Genomic DNA, 16466 nt, shown 5'->3' with positions numbered 1-16466 from the left:
CCGTCGTCCGGCATTTTGCGCCAATTTGAAATTTAAATGATGTCACTCAGAGGTGTATGATAAATCCACCTCTGTCTGGTTAATCACATTGTGCAGACGACGACAACCCTTCAAAAATTGCCGCCTGCCTGTTTAGGTTGGATACATGCGTAAAGGAAAGTTAAGCAGTGACGCTCCGTTTGGGACGTTGTTAGGTTATGCGCCGGGAGGCGTGGCGATTTACTCCTCGAATTACAGCAGCCTTGACCCGCGCCAGTACCCGGAAGACGCGGAGTTTCGTAGCTATATCGGCAACGAATATATGGGGCATAAATGGCAGTGCGTCGAATTTGCGCGCCGCTTTCTGTTTCTCAATTACGGCTATGTCTTTACCGATGTTGGCATGGCGTGGGAGATTTTCTCGCTGCGCTTTCTGCGTCAGGTTATTAACGATAACCTCCTGCCGTTACAGGCTTTCGCGAACGGTTCAAAGCGCGCACCCGACGCTGGCGCGCTGCTCATCTGGCGCAATGACGGCGAATTCAGTGAAACCGGACACGTTGCTATCATCACCCAGTTGATGGGCGATAAAGTGCGTATTGCAGAACAGAACGTGCTGCATTCGCCGCTGCCGATTGGGCAGCAGTGGACGCGCGAGCTGCGCTTATCAGTCGAAAATGGCCGCTATACGCTGCATGACACCTATACCGATACCCACATTCTTGGCTGGATGATCCAGACCGATGACACCGAACACAGCTTGCCGCAGCCGGAAATCGAGCGTGAGTTGCTTAACCTTACCGGCGCGCGACTGCAAAACAAACGCCAGTTCGACGGTAAATGGCTCAATGAAAATGACTCGCTACAGCAGGCGTATGTCCGGGCGAACGGTCACGTTATCAATAAAGATCCCTGCCAGTATTTCACTATTACCGAAAGCGCCGAGCAGGAGCTGATCAAGGCGACCAACGAACTGCATCTCATGTATTTGCACGCCACCGACAAAGTGTTGAAAGACGATAATCTTCTGGCACTTTTCGACATCCCGAAAATCCTCTGGCCGCGCTTGCGTCTTTCCTGGCAGTGGCGCCGCCACCATATGATCACGGGCCGTATGGATTTTTGCATGGATGAGCGTGGGCTGAAGGTTTACGAATACAACGCGGATTCAGCGTCCTGCCATACCGAAGGTGGTCTTATCCTCGAAGAGTGGGTGAAAAATGGTTATCGCGGGACGGGGCATAATCCGGCGGAAGGCTTGCTGGAGGAACTGACCGGCGCATGGAAACACAGCAATGCGCGTCCGTTCGTTCACATCATGCAGGACAATGATATCGAAGAGGATTATCACGCGCTGTTTATTCAGCGCTCGTTGATGCAGGCAGGCTTTGAGACCAAAATTCTTCACGGGCTGGAGACGTTAAGCTGGGATGTTGCCGGTCAACTGGTGGATGATGAAGGCCGCCACGTCAACTGCGTGTGGAAAACCTGGGCGTGGGAAACCGCGATCGAGCAGGTCCGTGAGGTCAGTGAAACTGAATACGCCGCCGTACCGATTCGTACCGGTCATCCACAGAATGAAGTGCGTTTAATCGATGTGCTGCTGCGCCCGGAAGTGCTGGTCTTTGAACCGCTATGGACGGTGATTCCTGGCAACAAAGCGATTCTGCCGGTACTGTGGCAACTGTTCCCGAATCATCGCTATCTGCTGGATACTGATTTTGAGGTCAATGAACGGCTGAGCAAAACCGGCTATGCGGTGAAGCCTATCGCCGGGCGATGCGGCAGTAATATCGATCTCATTAGCGCTCAGGAAGAGCTGCTGGATAAATCTAACGGTAAGTTTGTTGATCGAAAAAATATCTATCAGCAGCTGTGGTGTCTCCCAAACGTGGACGGCAAATATATTCAGGTCTGCACTTTTACCGTGGGCGGAAATTACGGCGGGACCTGTTTGCGCGGGGATGATTCGCTGGTGATTAAAAAAGAGAGTGATATCGAACCGTTAATTGTGGTGAAAGATAAATAGGTCTTTTTAAAACAGTATGTAACAGGTATCCGCACGCTTGGCTTGCGGATGCCTGTGTACGATTCACCTTTTATTGGCATCAGCGTATATTCACACCCAGACTTAATTAATTAAAAAAACCAAATTTTCTCCCATGATGTATGGCAGAGACAGGGAACTCAGCGGGAATACCACGGTCTACAGAGGTGTTGTTTTTTAATGAAGTGTAAATCCGCGTAATAAAATATGATTATTGAGACTTTTCGCTCAATTATTCAATTCCTAATTAATGTAAATCGAAGGGTTTAATCTTTGATGTTCAGGTTTTGTTTAGGGATAAACCTAAATGAAACCTAAACAGCCGGAGATAATTCATTGACGATGAATTTAAAATAAGAAAATGCAACGGAATTAATACAAAAAAACATCATGAAAATATAATGAGTCAATATTTAGTCACGTTTGCATGTTGACGTTTTGGTTGTTAATTTACGACCAAATCAATTTGCTTAACGAGGCTTTAATATGAAAAAGATTAATTTTGTACTGATGGGTATTCTGGCAGTTTCTTCTGGTTCTGCATTAGCAATGGGCGTTGGCATTGAGCAGGGGAAAAACTTCACTAACCTCAATGCGGAATTAGGCAAAGACTCTTCAGGCATCTATACGGAAGGTCACTGGCTTAAAAATACCCAGGACGGTACTCAGGTCGGTGGCGTGGGTGCCGGATATAATTTCGAAGTCGGCCCGGTCATGCTGAATGCAGGTGCTAAAGCTGTTTATCTGGGACCTAAAAAAGGGGATAACGGCGTGGCCTTCCCGTTCGGTGGCGGCCTTAACGTCGCGCTGACCGACAGCGTGAGCGTATTTGGCGAAGGATATGTTGCGCCTGATGGATTGAACAACAGCGTGAAAAACTACGTTGAAGCTAACGGCGGTGTGAGCTGGACGCCGGTAAAACCGCTGACGCTTAAAGTGGGTTATCGCTACGTGAGCGTCGATGGCAAAGATGGCCGTCCGAACCACACTCTGATTGACGGCGCGTATTTCGGTGGTGGCGTCAGCTTCTAACGAATCATCGCGTGACTCTCTTGAACATCCGCAAGTCTCCCTTGCGGATGTTTTTTTATGGCTGGGCGAAACTTTTCAGGAACACCGGGCGAACTATTATTCAGATAGCTCATTTCCCCCTGAGGAGTCCGACCATGAAACGTTTGAAAATCATCTCCGCTGCAATTGCTCTCACTTTTTCCTTATTTGCCGTGAATGTGCAGGCCGCGCTTGAGGCTGGCGCGAAAGCGCCTGATTTCAGTTTGCAGGGCGCGCTGGGCGGTAAACCTTTGACCTTCTCCCTGCAGCAAGCGCTGCAAAAAGGGCCGGTTGTGCTCTACTTTTTCCCGGCCGCCTTTACCAAAGGCTGCACGCTCGAAGCGCATGCTTTTGCTGAAGCAACAGATGACTTTAAAAAACTGGGCGCAACCGTGGTGGGCGTAACGGCTGGCAATGTCGATCAGGTTGATGAATTCTCCAAACTGGAGTGCCGCGATAAGTTTGCGGTGGCCGCCGACCCAGGGGCAAAAGTGGCTGCAGAATACGAAACATTGATGCAAATGAACGGCAAAACCGTTTCCGATCGCACCTCTTTCGTCATCGCTCCGGATGGCAAAATTCTGCTGAGCTACACTGACCGTAACCCTGACGCGCATATTCAGAAAACGATGGATGCGGTTAAACAATACGCGAAGTCACACTCGTAATTCACCCTGATTTCGCATCGAGGTTCGCCATGTTAACCGCTATTCTGGCCGCCTTTTTGGGCGGCGTTATCCTCAATTTTATGCCCTGCGTATTCCCAGTCATTTCCTTAAAAGCGCTGGGAATCATGCGCCATCAGGGTGATACCGCCAGCGCGCGGACGGAAGGTCTGGGTTTTTTAGCGGGGGTGATTTTTACCATGATGGCGCTGGCGGCCGTTTTGCTGGCGCTGCGCGCCGGTGGAACCGCCGTGGGATGGGGATTCCAGCTCCAGTCGCCGCTGGTGATTTCCATTCTGGCGCTGATTATTCTTGGCGCAGCGCTGAATCTTCTCGGCGTATTTGAGGTTGGACTTTCCCTGCAGCGAGCAGGTGAAATCTCGCTTGGGCGCGGTGCATTTGTCCGCTCGGCGCTGACCGGCGCGCTGGCTATCATCGTTGCGACGCCGTGCTCCGCACCGTTTATGGCGGGGGCTATCGGCTATGCGTTGCTCCAACCGCCCGCGGTTTCACTGGCGATTTTCCTCTCGCTAGCGCTCGGTTTCGCGGCTCCCTTTACGCTGGTTTCGCTCTTCCCGGCGATTGCCCGTCGATTACCCCGTCCGGGTGCGTGGATGGATTTTCTCAAGAAAGGGCTGGCGTTTCCGATGTTGGGTGCCTTTGCCTGGCTGGTGTGGGTTCTTGCGCAGCAGGCCGGAACGGCAGCGCTGGCGGCGCTGTTGGCCTGTGCGGTGATCGTCAGTTTTGCCGCCTGGCTGTACGGTATCGCCCAGCGCAGGCGCTATCAGGGACAATCTTATAAGATTCTTTTGGCATTCACCGTGGCATTTTTTGCCGTCGCGATTGCGCCATTGCCGAATGTCATGAAAATGGGTGAAGCGCAAACGGCCACGCAACGTGCTGAAAATGTCGGTCCGGTGAAATGGTCGCCGCAGAATGTGGCGGAAATGCGCGGCCACGGCAGAGCGATTTTTGTGAACTTCACCGCATCGTGGTGCATCACCTGTCAGGTCAATGACCGTACCTCTTTATCCACGCAGACCGTGAAACAGGCCATTGCGCGCACGGGAACCGTCTATATGGTGGCTGATTCAACCTCGTTTAACGCCGATATCGATGACGCGATGAATGCGTTCGGGCAGGGCGGATTGCCGTTATATGTGGTGTACCCGGCGGACGGAAGCGCGCCAAAAGTATTGCCGCAGGTGCTGACGCCGTCGATTGTGGTCACCGCTCTCGATCAGGCTTCTGGCAAAAAAGCATGAGGTAAATGTCATGGCGAAATATGGATAACGTTTTTGCGCCGCGTGAAGCATGGCCCGCTTTGATGGTAAAAGCCCAGGCGGGGGATCGCGACGCTTATACGCAGCTATTGCGCGCTATTGTTCCGGCTATCAGGGCGATAGTGCGCAAACAGGTGTCCGACCCGGTGTTGGTCGAAGATGTCATTCAGGATGTCCTTTTGACGGTCCATCGGGTGCGCCATACCTACGATCCCGCCTGTCCTTTTTTGCCGTGGCTGATGGCGATTTCGCAGGCGCGAGCGATCGATGCGCTTCGCCATCGCGGACGCTCTCAGCGACGGCAAACGACAGTCGAAACACCGTTATCGGAATATGCTGCGCGGGATGATTCAGAACATCAGGACATTCAGGAAGATCTGTCGCGCATATTAGACCGGCTGCCTTCTCGTCAGCGACTGATTGTGCAGCATATCCACCTCGAGGAAATGACGCTCGCCGAGGCCGCTAAACGTCACAATCTGAGCCTGTCAGCCGTGAAATCTTTATTACACAGAGCATTAACGAATCTTCGCCGGATGGGAGCGAATCATGACCAATCATGAATTGTTTATCGAAAAACTAAGCCAGCAAGCGTTGCCGGTTAAGCGACCCTGGCACGCAGGCTGGCGCGTGCTGGCGTGGACGCTGATGGCGCTGCCGAGCGGTTGGTTAACCAGCCTACTGGTGCAACGCGTGGCGACCGACTGGAGCCAGTCCGGAGCGTTGGTAGCCACATTGCAACTGTCGCTGACTTTCGCCATCGGGATGATGGCGATCGGCAACGCCTTTTTAATCAGCATTGCCGGGCGAAGACCGTTGAGTTGGCGTTGGTTTGTGCCACTGCTGGTGCTGTGGCTGGGATGTGTGATGTTCAGTTTGAGCCAGGCATTACCCGTGAACCCTCATGCAGAGGCGAGCTGTTACACCTTTATGCTGGTGGTCAGCACCCCAATGATCGCGCTGGTGATTGGCTATTTGCGCCGCACCCGTTCATTGCATCCGCTGCGCAGCCTGGCGGCAGCGGGCGCGGGCGTCGCCTTTATGGCGCTGACGCTGCTGTCGTTTTGCCATCCGATTGAGGTGCATCCGTTGGACTTTGCATTACATATTGCGGCGATCATCACCATCGTGGCTTTCACTGTCCTTTTGGGCTGGAGATGGGTAATGATTCGTTAAATACCTCCACGTTCGCTGATAACGCCGTCTTAAGCTCAGATCCTAAATATATAAATAATGCTGCCGATAATATTGTTATAAATAATAGGGATTTGAGTATGAATTATTTTTACGCTTATCACGGCCCGGCAAATAGGAATGATTTTGAGTTTGAAAAGGGCTATGGAGTCGGGCGCGAGTCGACATGGCATCGTGTTAAAAAGGGCGATTGTGTTTTTGTGATTCAACATCCTGAAGGACAGGAGGATTATAAGCTTTGCGGTCTCTACGAGATTGCAGGGCATTATCAGGAACCGGCCAGCATTTATCCTCTCAGATTTGAATTAAACAATATTACCCCCGGTGAAGGCTTTATTCGTCTCGATGAGACGATCCTCAATGCACAGCTACCCGACATTTACGGAGACAAACGCCTCGGTATTTTTAAACAGCATTTCTGCCGTCAGGGGGCGACGTTCCAGGCTCCGCTTGAACACCCTGTGGTTTCGATTCTGAGTGAGTTGCTTGACGTGACGGAACAGTATGCTGAGCCCGCCGCGTTTCGTGAAGATGGTATGCAAATGGTTAAAGTCCGCCGCGGGCAGGAACTATTCCGTAAAAAGATCCTGGCAAACTGGGAAAATAAGTGCGCAATTACCGGTTGCACGCTGGCGCTGGAAGCTTGCCACATTATCAGTCATGCCACTAAGGTCAATTATACGCTTGAGAACGGTATTGTTTTAACGGCCGATTTACATAAGCTTTTTGATAACGGCCACCTGAGTATTAAAAATAATACTGTGTTTTTATCGCCAGCGGCACAACAAGAACCCCGGTATGCGCGATTACATAATCAGCCGCTGCGCAAGCCGCTTCAGCCGGTGCATCTTATTTCTGGCGTTGTTTGAAACGACTTTCGGCTTGAATAACGTCACGTTGCTGACAATAAATACCAAGCCGCCGTGAAGCGGCTTGTGCGTCGCGGTGTCAGCCGGGAAGGCGCGCCAGTTGTCGCTGGTGATATCTGCTAAGCACCAGCACGGTGGTCAGTGCGCCGAGCAGGGCGCAGAACATATCTGATTGCGTATCCCACGGGTCACCCTGCGTACCGAGGAAATCATCCGCGCCTTGCCCCATGGCAAGTGCCGCCCACCATTCAATCAGCTCATACGTGGCGCTGATCGCCAGGGCAATGCAGCACACCAGAAACCCCGTCATTTTGCGGCCATTAACATAGCCGCCTCGCAGCAGGATCTCGCGAGCCGCCAGGGCAGGCACCAGGCCCTGGAAAAAGTGCCCCAGCTTGTCGTACGGATTACGGCTCAGATTGAACATCTCCTGAACCTCAAAACCGATCGGTACTTTGGCGTAGGTGTACATGCCGCCAACCATCAAAATGATCGCGTGAAAGAAAATGAGTGTATAGAGCAGGGGCGTGAGCGGATAGCGTCGATGGGTTGCGAGCAGAAGCGGCATAATGATAATGACCGGCGTGACTTCCATCAGCCAGGTGGCTCTGTCGCCGGTGAGCATTCCCGTATAAACCAGAATGACGAGCAAGAGCAGCGCGCCGATTTTCAAATAAGGATTGAGAGCTGAAGCATTCATATCGTTTTTCGTATGAGAAAAACGATAACTATCGACCCCCTAACGGAAAAACTCAATCTTTTGCAATACATAAAAAAAAGGGGCCCTTTTCAGGCCCCCGTTTATTCATTATATGACTTAGAACATTTTGCGCAGACGCAGGCTGAAGGTATGCGCCTGATAGCGCTCGCCCGCTTGCAGATCGTAGCGAGCGTCGAGGTTCAGCTCGTTCGCTTCATACAGCGTGCTGCCGATCGCGACGCCAGCCATGTCTTCCACTGGCGATGCGCCTTTGGTCGTAAAGCTGGTTTCACCAACCGTATCAGCGGCGTAGGACGCGCGGCTGCTGACCTGGCGGTCATCGTACTGATGCAACCACGTCACCTGGGCGAATGGCGTCAGATTGCCAAGACCGGTCACGAAGGTTTTCTCGATGCGCGCACCGATATCGCTCACGACGGACTGTGCGTGGCTGCTGCCCACATCCAGCGCCATACCGTTTCCGCCCGTCTCTTTGTATCCATCAACGTGCTGATAGCCGTAAGTCAGGCTGGCAAGCGGTGTCAGAACCACGCCAGCTTGCAGCGTCAGCGGATAGCCGAATTCAGTCTGCAGCGTGACCGATTGACCGTTGAATTTACCCTGCGCTGCACCGGAGAAACCGGTGAAATCCGCGCGACGAACGGAGGTATAGTTCTGACGGTTCACACCCGCCGACAAGTTCAGATACCACGGATCGCCCGTGAAGCCGGCGTAACCGATGACGCCGTAGTTATCAGCCGTTGACGTATTTCCGTTCAGGTTTCCTTTACCGTGAACAGACGTATTGCTGTAGTTCACCGCCGCACCCAAACGCCAGTCGTCGCCCAGCGAACGATCCGCACCCATGATCAGGCCGCCAAACTTAGCGCTGTAACCACTGACTTCAGCCGTGCTGTCCTGACGCGCATAGCCGCCGAACGGTTGGCCCCAGACAATCCAGTTGCTGGCGTAGTCATCCCCCGTCGCCACGCCGCTGGTACCGGCGTTGGCTGGATTACGGACTGCATCAATGTGCGCACCTACCACGGCCTGAGCGGTCGACGTTGCCACCGCAGCGGCTGAACTGGTGTTGATGTTTTGACCCGGAGACAAACTCTCGCCTACGCGGTTCGCTTCACTTTTGCTGTCAATCGCCAGCGAGGCGTTGAAAAGCTCCAGTAATTGCGGAGACGCAATCCCTGTGTAGTTCCCCAGACCGCCGAGTGATGCGGTAGCGCTTGGAATCGTCGCCAAACCGCGATCCGGCTGAGTTGGCTGCGTCGGAGGTGTTACAACTGGTGGTGTGATGACCGGAGCTGTCACGACAGGCGGTGTGACTCCCGGTGCAGTGACAACTGGAGATGTCACAACTGGCGGAGTCACTGTCTGCTCAGCACCGACGGTTAAGACCAGCGCTTTATTCTCGCCGTCATCGAAGACAGAACCTTGTACTGCGCCACGGTAGCCAATGGCTTTATACTTCAGTTTATCCGCGTTGTAATTCGTCTCTGCGCCTCTGGCATTCACCACCACATAGCGCTGACCTTCCGCGAATTTATAGGTATTTCCTGTGCGTATCAGATTGACACTGGAACCTTGATCAAACGTAGCGTTGCCGCTGACATTCAGGCGACCATAGCCGGTTTCGGCCATGAGATCGGTTCTGGAAATCGCAACATCAGAGATACCCGAGGTAAGCGTGGCCGCGGCTTTCTGATGGTAATCGCCCGTCACAGTAATGCTGTTATTCACCTGCAATGAGGCGGCATTGTTGACAACAGTGCTGGCGACGACATTGTCGTTAAGCAGCAGTGAGCCGGTACCAAACTCCACGTTAGAGCGGGTACTGGTAATGATCCCAATGCCGTTCAAACCGGTTAATGTGCCCATGGTGGCGGTTCCACCATTAATTTTTAACGGGGCAAAATTATTGGCCATAATATCACCCGCAATCACACCACTGTTGGTTAACGTGATATTCGCCAGTGAAGAGGGGTTGCTATCACTATTGAGGCTAAGGGCGGCCATGGTTCCACTGAGCAGCCCATTGTTTATAATATTTGTTTCCTGGCTTTGGCTGTAGCTTATTATGTAAATGCCATAACTGGCACCGCTCATTTCGCCATTATTCACGATTTTGTCGATAGTGGTGGTGTTGGAAATATTTGCAAAAATACCAAAATTTGTTGCGGTAATCTTACCGTTATTCTCAATAGTGCCAATTGCACCATAGTTTTGAATACCGAATGAACCCCCAATGATTTTATCATCATTGATAAGGGTATCAATCCTACCAAAGTTAAAGATTCCGCCACCATCATGACTATAACGGGAAATGGACTGGATGGTTCCGGTATTATGCAATGTACCAATACTGCTATTCATATTATTGTAAATAGCGGCATTTTGTCCCATCATCATTCCGTTATTACCTGTATCAGAGGTAATAACACCCGCATTTAATAACGTGTCAATTCTGCCCTGATTGTTGATGCCGGAATATCCGGTAATCTTTCCATCAGCAGTGTTAGTCAGCGTTTTAATATAACCAATATTCGCGACAGCACCGGTGTTATCCATACCTGGATTAAAATTATCAGGCGCGGTTTTAATCGTGCCACTGTTCGTGAAATTATCAATTTCACCTGATGCGCCCACCGCGACTATGCTGCCGTAGTGATACTGATTATTGCTCGAGATAGTCCCGGTATTTTCGAATGTCGTTACCGCGCCATTAATCTGAACGATGTTAACGCCATCATTATTACTGTTAGTACCGTTATCACTGATGGTGCCATCATTAAGCAGCGTTGCTAATGTGGCATTCTGTTCCACGGTTAATGCTGTGGTCGGCGCGCCAGTAATCGAGCCCGTGTCGGTGATATGCAGCGAGTCATTTGTGCCGGCAACATTAATGCTGGTGGCCGATGAGTCGATAACTGAACCAGAGACTGCTAAAGCATGGGTGGTCAGCAGCCCCTGTGCTGCCGTCGAAGCTACCAGCAAGGAGATCAGCTGGCTGAGGTATTTTTTTTTCATGGTGAGCCGTCACAAGGTTGCGATAGTTGTAAAAATGCAAATGAGATAATCTTCGGATTAATCCGATATTATTCGGGCGGAGAATATACAGTTTGTTGCAAAAAACAATAAGTTTTGCTTAATTATTTCTTGGTGAAATAATTCCACATTTTTTATAGTGTTATTGATTTGGCTTAAGGTAATTCAGGGTATGAGAATAAAATATAATATATTCTTTGGCGGCTTATTGATTAGTTTATCTTTTTTATTAGCGGGCTGTGTTTCAGACGATTCACGCATTGCCGCAAAAGATATTGCTCAGCATTCCGGGCTGAGCAAAAATGACATCCAAACAAAAACATTTTTGATCGCGACCTGGTCCCGCATTACCCCCCCGGCTCATTCACTGCGTGTCTATATCGAGGGCGATGGGTTTGCATGGAAGAGTCGCACGCAGCCTTCAGATGACCCCACGCCACGAAATCCGATCGGATTAACGCTGGCCGCTGCGGATAAAAATCAAAACGTGCTGTATATTGCACGCCCTTGCCAGTTTATCGGTCCGTCTTTACCTGCTCATTGCGAAATGAGCGTGTGGACAAAGGACCGATTTTCACCCTCAGTCATTGATGCCATGAATGACGTGCTCAATCACTTTGTGAAGCAATATCCCGGCGTGAAGCTTGAACTGATCGGTTATTCCGGTGGCGGCAATATCGCCGCCATACTGGCTGAACGCCGTACCGATGTTCGTTCGTTACGCACCGTGGCGGGAAATCTGGACGTGGCGTATGTGAATGCGACGCATCATGTGAGCGCGATGCCCGATGCCGTCAGCGCCATCGACCGTGCTTCTGCCCTCCAAACAATGCCGCAACTCCACTTCAGCGGTGACGTCGATAAAACCGTGACGCCTGAGGTCGCGCAACGCTTTCAGCGTGCAGTTGGTGGGCATTGTAGTCAGGTTGAAGTGGTCAGCAACATGGCGCATGGTTCGGATTGGGCCGCCATCTGGTCGCAGCTGTTGGCGAAGAAATTGCCGGAGTGCGAAGAGTGATTTGCTGCCCGTTGATGAGCACTCATTAAGGCATGATGGAAACGCTCGCGGATAATCCTGCCACTAACACAATCCCCTCAGGTAACGCATCTAACTGGATACGTACAGGCACTCGCTGCGCCAGGCGTACCCAGTTAAACGTGGGATTAACTTCCGGCAGTCCCAGCCCACCGATCTCGTCATTGCTGTCACCGATCCCCCGTCCGATACTCTCCACATGCCCCGTAATGATCGGATCAAATCCCATCAGCGAAATCCGCGCGGTGTTCCCAACGTGGATATACCTCAGCTTGGTCTCCTCAAAATAGCCCACCACCCAGAAACAATTCGCATCCTATTTATTTATTGAACCCGGCGCCGTCGCACTGCCGGAGAAATGCTGCACGCTGGTGATTTCACCGCTGATTAAAGCGTTAGTTGACCGCTTAACGCATGAGGGCGCTGATTGCGCACCCGATAGCCATGCCGGCAGGCTGACGAGAGTGACGCTCGATGAACTTGCCACGATGCCGCAGCAGAAATTGAGTCTGCCGGTGTCGGCAAATCCTAAAATCCTCGCTATGGCTGATGCGCTGGTCAGTCATCCGGAGGATCGAAGCACGTTTAAAGCCTGGGCGAAGCGGCTAGCGCTCAGAGAACGTTCATTAGCACGTTTAATGCTGAGTGAGACCGGCCTGACTTTCGGGCGATGGCGTCAGCAGCTGCATTTGATCATTGCGCTTCGTGAGCTGGCAAGTGGCGTATCGGTGCAAAACGTGGCGGCTAATCTGGGCTATGAGTCGGTTAACGCGTTTATCACCATGTTCAAAAAAACGATGGGCAGCACGCCAGTACATTATTTTGCCACACAAAGAACGACGGATTCCTGATTCATGCGCAGGTGAGCAGACACAGTTATCTGGCCAGTATTCATGAAGGAAACAGTGTTTATGGAGAGTGTGAAGGTCTGTAGACACAGGCTTTGTGGCAGGCGAGAAAGGCAGGGCGATGAAATCAGTGGTCGACAAGACCAGAAATCCCGGAATCCAGAAAGCAAAAAACCAGCCCGTAGGCTGGTTTCTTTAAATAGTGGTGCCCGGACTCGGAATCGAACCAAGGACACGGGGATTTTCAATCCCCTGCTCTACCGACTGAGCTATCCGGGCAACGGGGCGCATTAAACCCGATTCGCCTCTTTTCGTCAACGAAATTTGTCATTTCCGCTACAGACTGCACACTCTCTCACCAGTTTGTTGACCGCTTAAGCGAAAAAGCGGGTCCACAGGGCGGAAAGCGGCATGGCGAGTACCAGCGCGGGCAGCATATTCACCACCGCAAACATCTTAATCCCGCAGATGCGCAAACCGGTTGCCAGCAGCAGCAAGCCGCCAACAGCGGTAAAATCCGCCATCATCGCAGGCGTGGTAAACGGCAAAATCAACGTGGCACAGCTGGCGAGAGCGAGCTGAATGGCCAGCATCGGGACACAAATGGCGGCAACCGCAATGCCGAGCGTCGTGGCGAAAATGGTCGCGGTGAAGAAATCGAGAAACGCCTTAGCAATCAAAATACTGGGGTCGCCGGTCATTCCCTCTTGCATGGAGCCAAAAATCCCCGTTCCGCTCGCACAAAACAGAATAATGATCGCCACGTAATTTTGAATAAACGTCTCATGGGAGTCGTTTTTGGCTTTGCCCGGGCGGGATATTAGATTTTTGGCTTTGCCTACCGCACCGCTAATCCCTTTTTCCAGGTAGCAAAATTCGCCAACCAGTGCGCCCAGAAGCGTTGCCAGGACCATCACCGGCAGGTTAGCGCATTTGATGACCAGCAAAACGCCGATGCCCAGCGAGGCCAAACCAAAAATGGAGGGCATGGATGAGCGAATACGTTCCGGTAATCGCTGGCTTAAAACGGCGCCCAGGACGCCACCCAGCAACACCGCTCCGGCGTTGATAAACGGTCCAATAACCAAAATACACTCCCACTATTTACTCATTGATATTGCATTATTATGACATGGAGAGGGCGTTACATGGCGATATTTGGGCGCACGCTGTGCATAAGGATTCTTCCTTGCACCCAAAAATAAAAGGTGACATGATTGCGCAAATTTTCCCCTCACGGATACGGAGCTGCCACTGATGATGACGTCTGCCACTGCGCTTAGCCCTGTCCGTACCAGCACGTTCTATCCTACTCTCATCATGCGGTGAGGGTAACGCCTGTTCTTTGCAGGACATCAGTAAAACCAGACGCGCTCTGATTTTACTGATGTCTGGCGATCGGAGCGACGTTCCAGTCAGACACCTTCGTTGGGCAGATTAAACTGTCCGGGGTTTTTCACTCCCCTGAAACGGGTATTTGTGCATATGAAATCATTAAAAATTGCCGTCAGCCACGAGCTGGTTTCCGCGCTTTCCACCCATCGTGAAGTGGTGACGCTGGATAACACCGATTTTACGGATGTCGCCGTGGTCATTATGACGGTTGCGCAAAGCCGCAGCGGTATTCTGGCGTTACTGAAACGCACTGGGTTCCAGCTTCCGGTCTTTATCTTCTCGTCTGAGCCTGTTGAGGTTCCGGAAGGCGTGGTGGCAGTGATAAGCGGCAACGCCCAGGAGTTATTGGAACTGGAAGCCGCAGCCTGTCGTTATGAAGAGAACGTGTTGCCGCCATTTTTTGACACTCTGAGTCAGTATGTTGCGATGGATAACAGCACGTTTGCCTGTCCAGGCCATCAGCACGGTGCCTTTTTTAAAAAACACCCCGCGGGGCGGCAGTTCTTTGAGTTCTTTGGCGAGAACGTGTTTCGCGCAGATATGTGCAATGCCGATGTGAAACTGGGTGACTTATTGATTCACGAAGGTTCTGCGAAAGATGCGCAAAAATTTGCGGCGAAAGTGTTCAACGCAGACAAAACCTACTTTGTGCTTAACGGAACATCTGCGGCCAATAAAGTTGTCACCAATGCTCTGCTGACGCGCGGTGACCTGGTGTTATTCGACCGTAATAATCACAAATCTAACCATCATGGCGCGTTGATTCAGGCTGGCGCGACGCCGGTCTATCTGGAAGCAGCGCGTAACCCGTTTGGTTTTATTGGTGGCATTGATGAGCACTGTTTTGACGATGCCTACCTGCGCGAACTGATCAACGAAGTCGCTCCCGAAAAGACGCAGGACGCGCGACCGTTCCGCCTGGCCGTGATCCAGCTCGGTACCTACGACGGCACCGTTTATAACGCCCGGCAGGTGATCGACAAGATCGGCCATCTGTGCGACTACATTCTGTTTGATTCGGCGTGGGTGGGGTACGAGCAGTTTATCCCGATGATGGCCGATAGCTCACCGCTGTTGCTGGAACTGAATGAAAATGATCCGGGCATATTTGTGACCCAATCGGTGCATAAGCAGCAGGCAGGTTTCTCGCAAACGTCGCAGATCCACAAGAAAGACAATCACATTCGCGGTCAGGCGCGCTTTTGTCCCCATAAGCGTCTGAATAACGCATTTATGCTTCACGCCTCGACCAGCCCGTTTTATCCGTTGTTTGCCTCGCTGGATATCAACGCCAAAATCCATGAAGGCGAGAGTGGACGCCGACTGTGGGCGGAATGCGTCGAGCTAGGGATCGAGGCGCGTAAGGCGATCGTGGCAAACTGTAAGATGATCAAACCCTTTATTCCTCCCGTGGTGGCAGGGCGTCCGTGGCAGGATCATCCGACGCACGCGATTGCCAGCGAGCGCCGCTTCTTTAGCTTTGAGCCTGGTGCTAAATGGCACGGCTTTGAGGGGTATGCCAGCGAGCAGTACTTTGTCGATCCCTGCAAGCTGCTGCTGACCACGCCGGGTATCGACGCTGAAACCGGCGGTTACACCGACTTTGGCATTCCGGCGACGATCCTCGCGCATTATCTGCGTGAAAATGGCATTGTGCCGGAAAAATGCGATCTCAACTCGATCCTTTTCCTGCTCACGCCTGCTGAAAGCGCCGAAAAAATGGCGCAACTGGTGGCGATGCTGGGGCAGTTTGAACAGCACATCGAAGACGACACGCCGCTGGCAGACGTCTTACCGAGCGTCTTCAATAAATATCCGGTGCGTTATCGCGATTACACCCTGCGTGAGCTTTGTCAGGAGATGCACGATCTGTACGTCAGTTTTAACGTCAAAGATCTGCAAAAAGCGATGTTCCGTAAAGCGGATTTCCCGGCGGTGGTGATGAACCCGCAGGATGCCAACCAGGAGTACATTCGCGGCAACGTGGAGCTGGTGCGTATCAGCCAGGCGGAAGGGCGTATCGCCGCTGAAGGTGCGCTGCCGTATCCACCGGGGGTGTTGTGCGTTGTGCCCGGAGAAGTCTGGGGCGGGGCGGTACAGCGTTATTTCCTGGCGCTGGAAGAGGGCATTAATGTGTTACCTGGCTTCTCGCCAGAACTCCAGGGCGTTTACAGCGAGAAAGATGCCGATGGAATTAAGCGGCTGTATGGGTACGTGCTGAAGTAAGTGCGGGCTGCTGCCCTCACCCTAACCCTCTCCCGTGGGGAGAGGGGACGATTTTCTGCTTCCCTCTGTTTTCCCCCTCTCGCTCGGTGAGAGGAGATGGTTACCTGCTTCCCTCTG

Annotated in this window: 12 protein-coding genes, 1 tRNA gene and 2 pseudogenes; 10 read left to right on the top strand and 5 right to left on the bottom strand. The window is 52.0% G+C overall.

Translation table 11 applies throughout. The annotated features are described in order from the left end of the window. Nucleotides 1-145 precede the first annotated feature (145 nt). The 7 genes from gss to ACKI5T_RS19245 all read left to right on the top strand — a co-directional run bounded on the left by gss (nt 146) and on the right by ACKI5T_RS19245 (nt 7087). On the top strand, nt 146-2008 hold the full coding sequence (gene gss, locus ACKI5T_RS19275; RefSeq protein WP_407439502.1) for a bifunctional glutathionylspermidine amidase/synthase: 1863 nt from the start codon (nt 146-148) through the stop codon (nt 2006-2008). 504 nt (nt 2009-2512) lie between these two features. Next, entirely contained in the window at nt 2513-3058 is a 546-nt protein-coding gene (locus ACKI5T_RS19270; RefSeq protein WP_407439500.1) for a YfaZ family outer membrane protein, read from the top strand. Between the two features lie 134 nt (nt 3059-3192). Then, complete coding sequence (locus ACKI5T_RS19265; protein ID WP_407439498.1) at nt 3193-3744, top strand: peroxiredoxin; 552 nt, start codon at nt 3193-3195, stop codon at nt 3742-3744. A 29-nt stretch (nt 3745-3773) separates the two neighbouring features. Beyond that, the gene (locus ACKI5T_RS19260) at nt 3774-5006 is read left to right on the top strand and encodes a protein-disulfide reductase DsbD family protein (protein WP_407439496.1); all 1233 of its coding nucleotides are present in this window, start codon (nt 3774-3776) and stop codon (nt 5004-5006) included. A 5-nt stretch (nt 5007-5011) separates the two neighbouring features. Then, entirely contained in the window at nt 5012-5587 is a 576-nt protein-coding gene (locus ACKI5T_RS19255) for an RNA polymerase sigma factor (protein ID WP_407439494.1), read from the top strand. After that, a complete protein-coding gene (locus ACKI5T_RS19250; protein ID WP_407439492.1) occupies nt 5574-6200 on the top strand; it encodes a DUF1109 domain-containing protein in 627 nt (208 codons plus the stop codon). The genes ACKI5T_RS19255 and ACKI5T_RS19250 overlap by 14 nt, the downstream gene beginning before the upstream one ends. Before the next feature lie 98 nt (nt 6201-6298). After that, the gene (locus tag ACKI5T_RS19245) at nt 6299-7087 is read left to right on the top strand and encodes an HNH endonuclease (RefSeq protein WP_407439490.1); all 789 of its coding nucleotides are present in this window, start codon (nt 6299-6301) and stop codon (nt 7085-7087) included. Nucleotides 7088-7166: 79 nt separating this feature from the next. Here ACKI5T_RS19245 and ACKI5T_RS19240 read toward each other — a convergent pair whose 3' ends face one another. Next, on the bottom strand, nt 7167-7787 hold the full coding sequence (locus tag ACKI5T_RS19240; RefSeq protein WP_407439489.1) for a DUF2238 domain-containing protein: 621 nt from the start codon (nt 7785-7787) through the stop codon (nt 7167-7169). A gap of 117 nt (nt 7788-7904) precedes the next feature. Further along, the gene (locus ACKI5T_RS19235; protein ID WP_407439487.1) at nt 7905-10826 is read right to left on the bottom strand and encodes an autotransporter domain-containing protein; all 2922 of its coding nucleotides are present in this window, start codon (nt 10824-10826) and stop codon (nt 7905-7907) included. Nucleotides 10827-11016: 190 nt separating this feature from the next. Here ACKI5T_RS19235 and ACKI5T_RS19230 point away from each other — a divergent pair, with 190 nt between their 5' ends. Next, nucleotides 11017-11862: an alpha/beta fold hydrolase gene (locus tag ACKI5T_RS19230; protein ID WP_407439486.1), complete on the top strand. Its 846-nt coding sequence runs from the start codon at nt 11017-11019 to the stop codon at nt 11860-11862. Nucleotides 11863-11887: 25 nt separating this feature from the next. Here the strand turns inward: ACKI5T_RS19230 and ACKI5T_RS19225 are convergent. Continuing rightward, nucleotides 11888-12196, bottom strand: a pseudogene (locus ACKI5T_RS19225) (HlyD family secretion protein); the annotation flags it as partial. Here ACKI5T_RS19225 and ACKI5T_RS19220 point away from each other — a divergent pair. Then, nucleotides 12195-12731 (top strand): annotated as a pseudogene (locus ACKI5T_RS19220) (AraC family transcriptional regulator); the annotation flags it as partial. The pseudogenes ACKI5T_RS19225 and ACKI5T_RS19220 overlap by 2 nt on opposite strands. Nucleotides 12732-12931: 200 nt before the next feature. Here ACKI5T_RS19220 and ACKI5T_RS19215 read toward each other — a convergent pair. Beyond that, nucleotides 12932-13007, bottom strand: a tRNA-Phe gene (locus ACKI5T_RS19215). Between the two features lie 95 nt (nt 13008-13102). Next, complete coding sequence (locus ACKI5T_RS19210) at nt 13103-13816, bottom strand: DUF554 domain-containing protein (RefSeq protein ID WP_407439484.1); 714 nt, start codon at nt 13814-13816, stop codon at nt 13103-13105. Nucleotides 13817-14213: 397 nt separating this feature from the next. On the opposite strand from ACKI5T_RS19210, the gene ACKI5T_RS19205 reads away from it, so the two are divergent. Beyond that, nucleotides 14214-16349, top strand: coding sequence for an ornithine decarboxylase (locus ACKI5T_RS19205; RefSeq protein WP_407439483.1), 2136 nt, complete (start codon nt 14214-14216; stop codon nt 16347-16349). Nucleotides 16350-16466 lie beyond the last annotated feature (117 nt).

Origin of the sequence: Lelliottia sp. (genome assembly GCF_045627565.1) — a bacterium.
GTDB lineage: Bacteria > Pseudomonadota > Gammaproteobacteria > Enterobacterales > Enterobacteriaceae > Enterobacter.
Note: the sequence above shows the minus strand (reverse complement) of the source record. Positions and strands in the feature narration are given on the sequence as shown.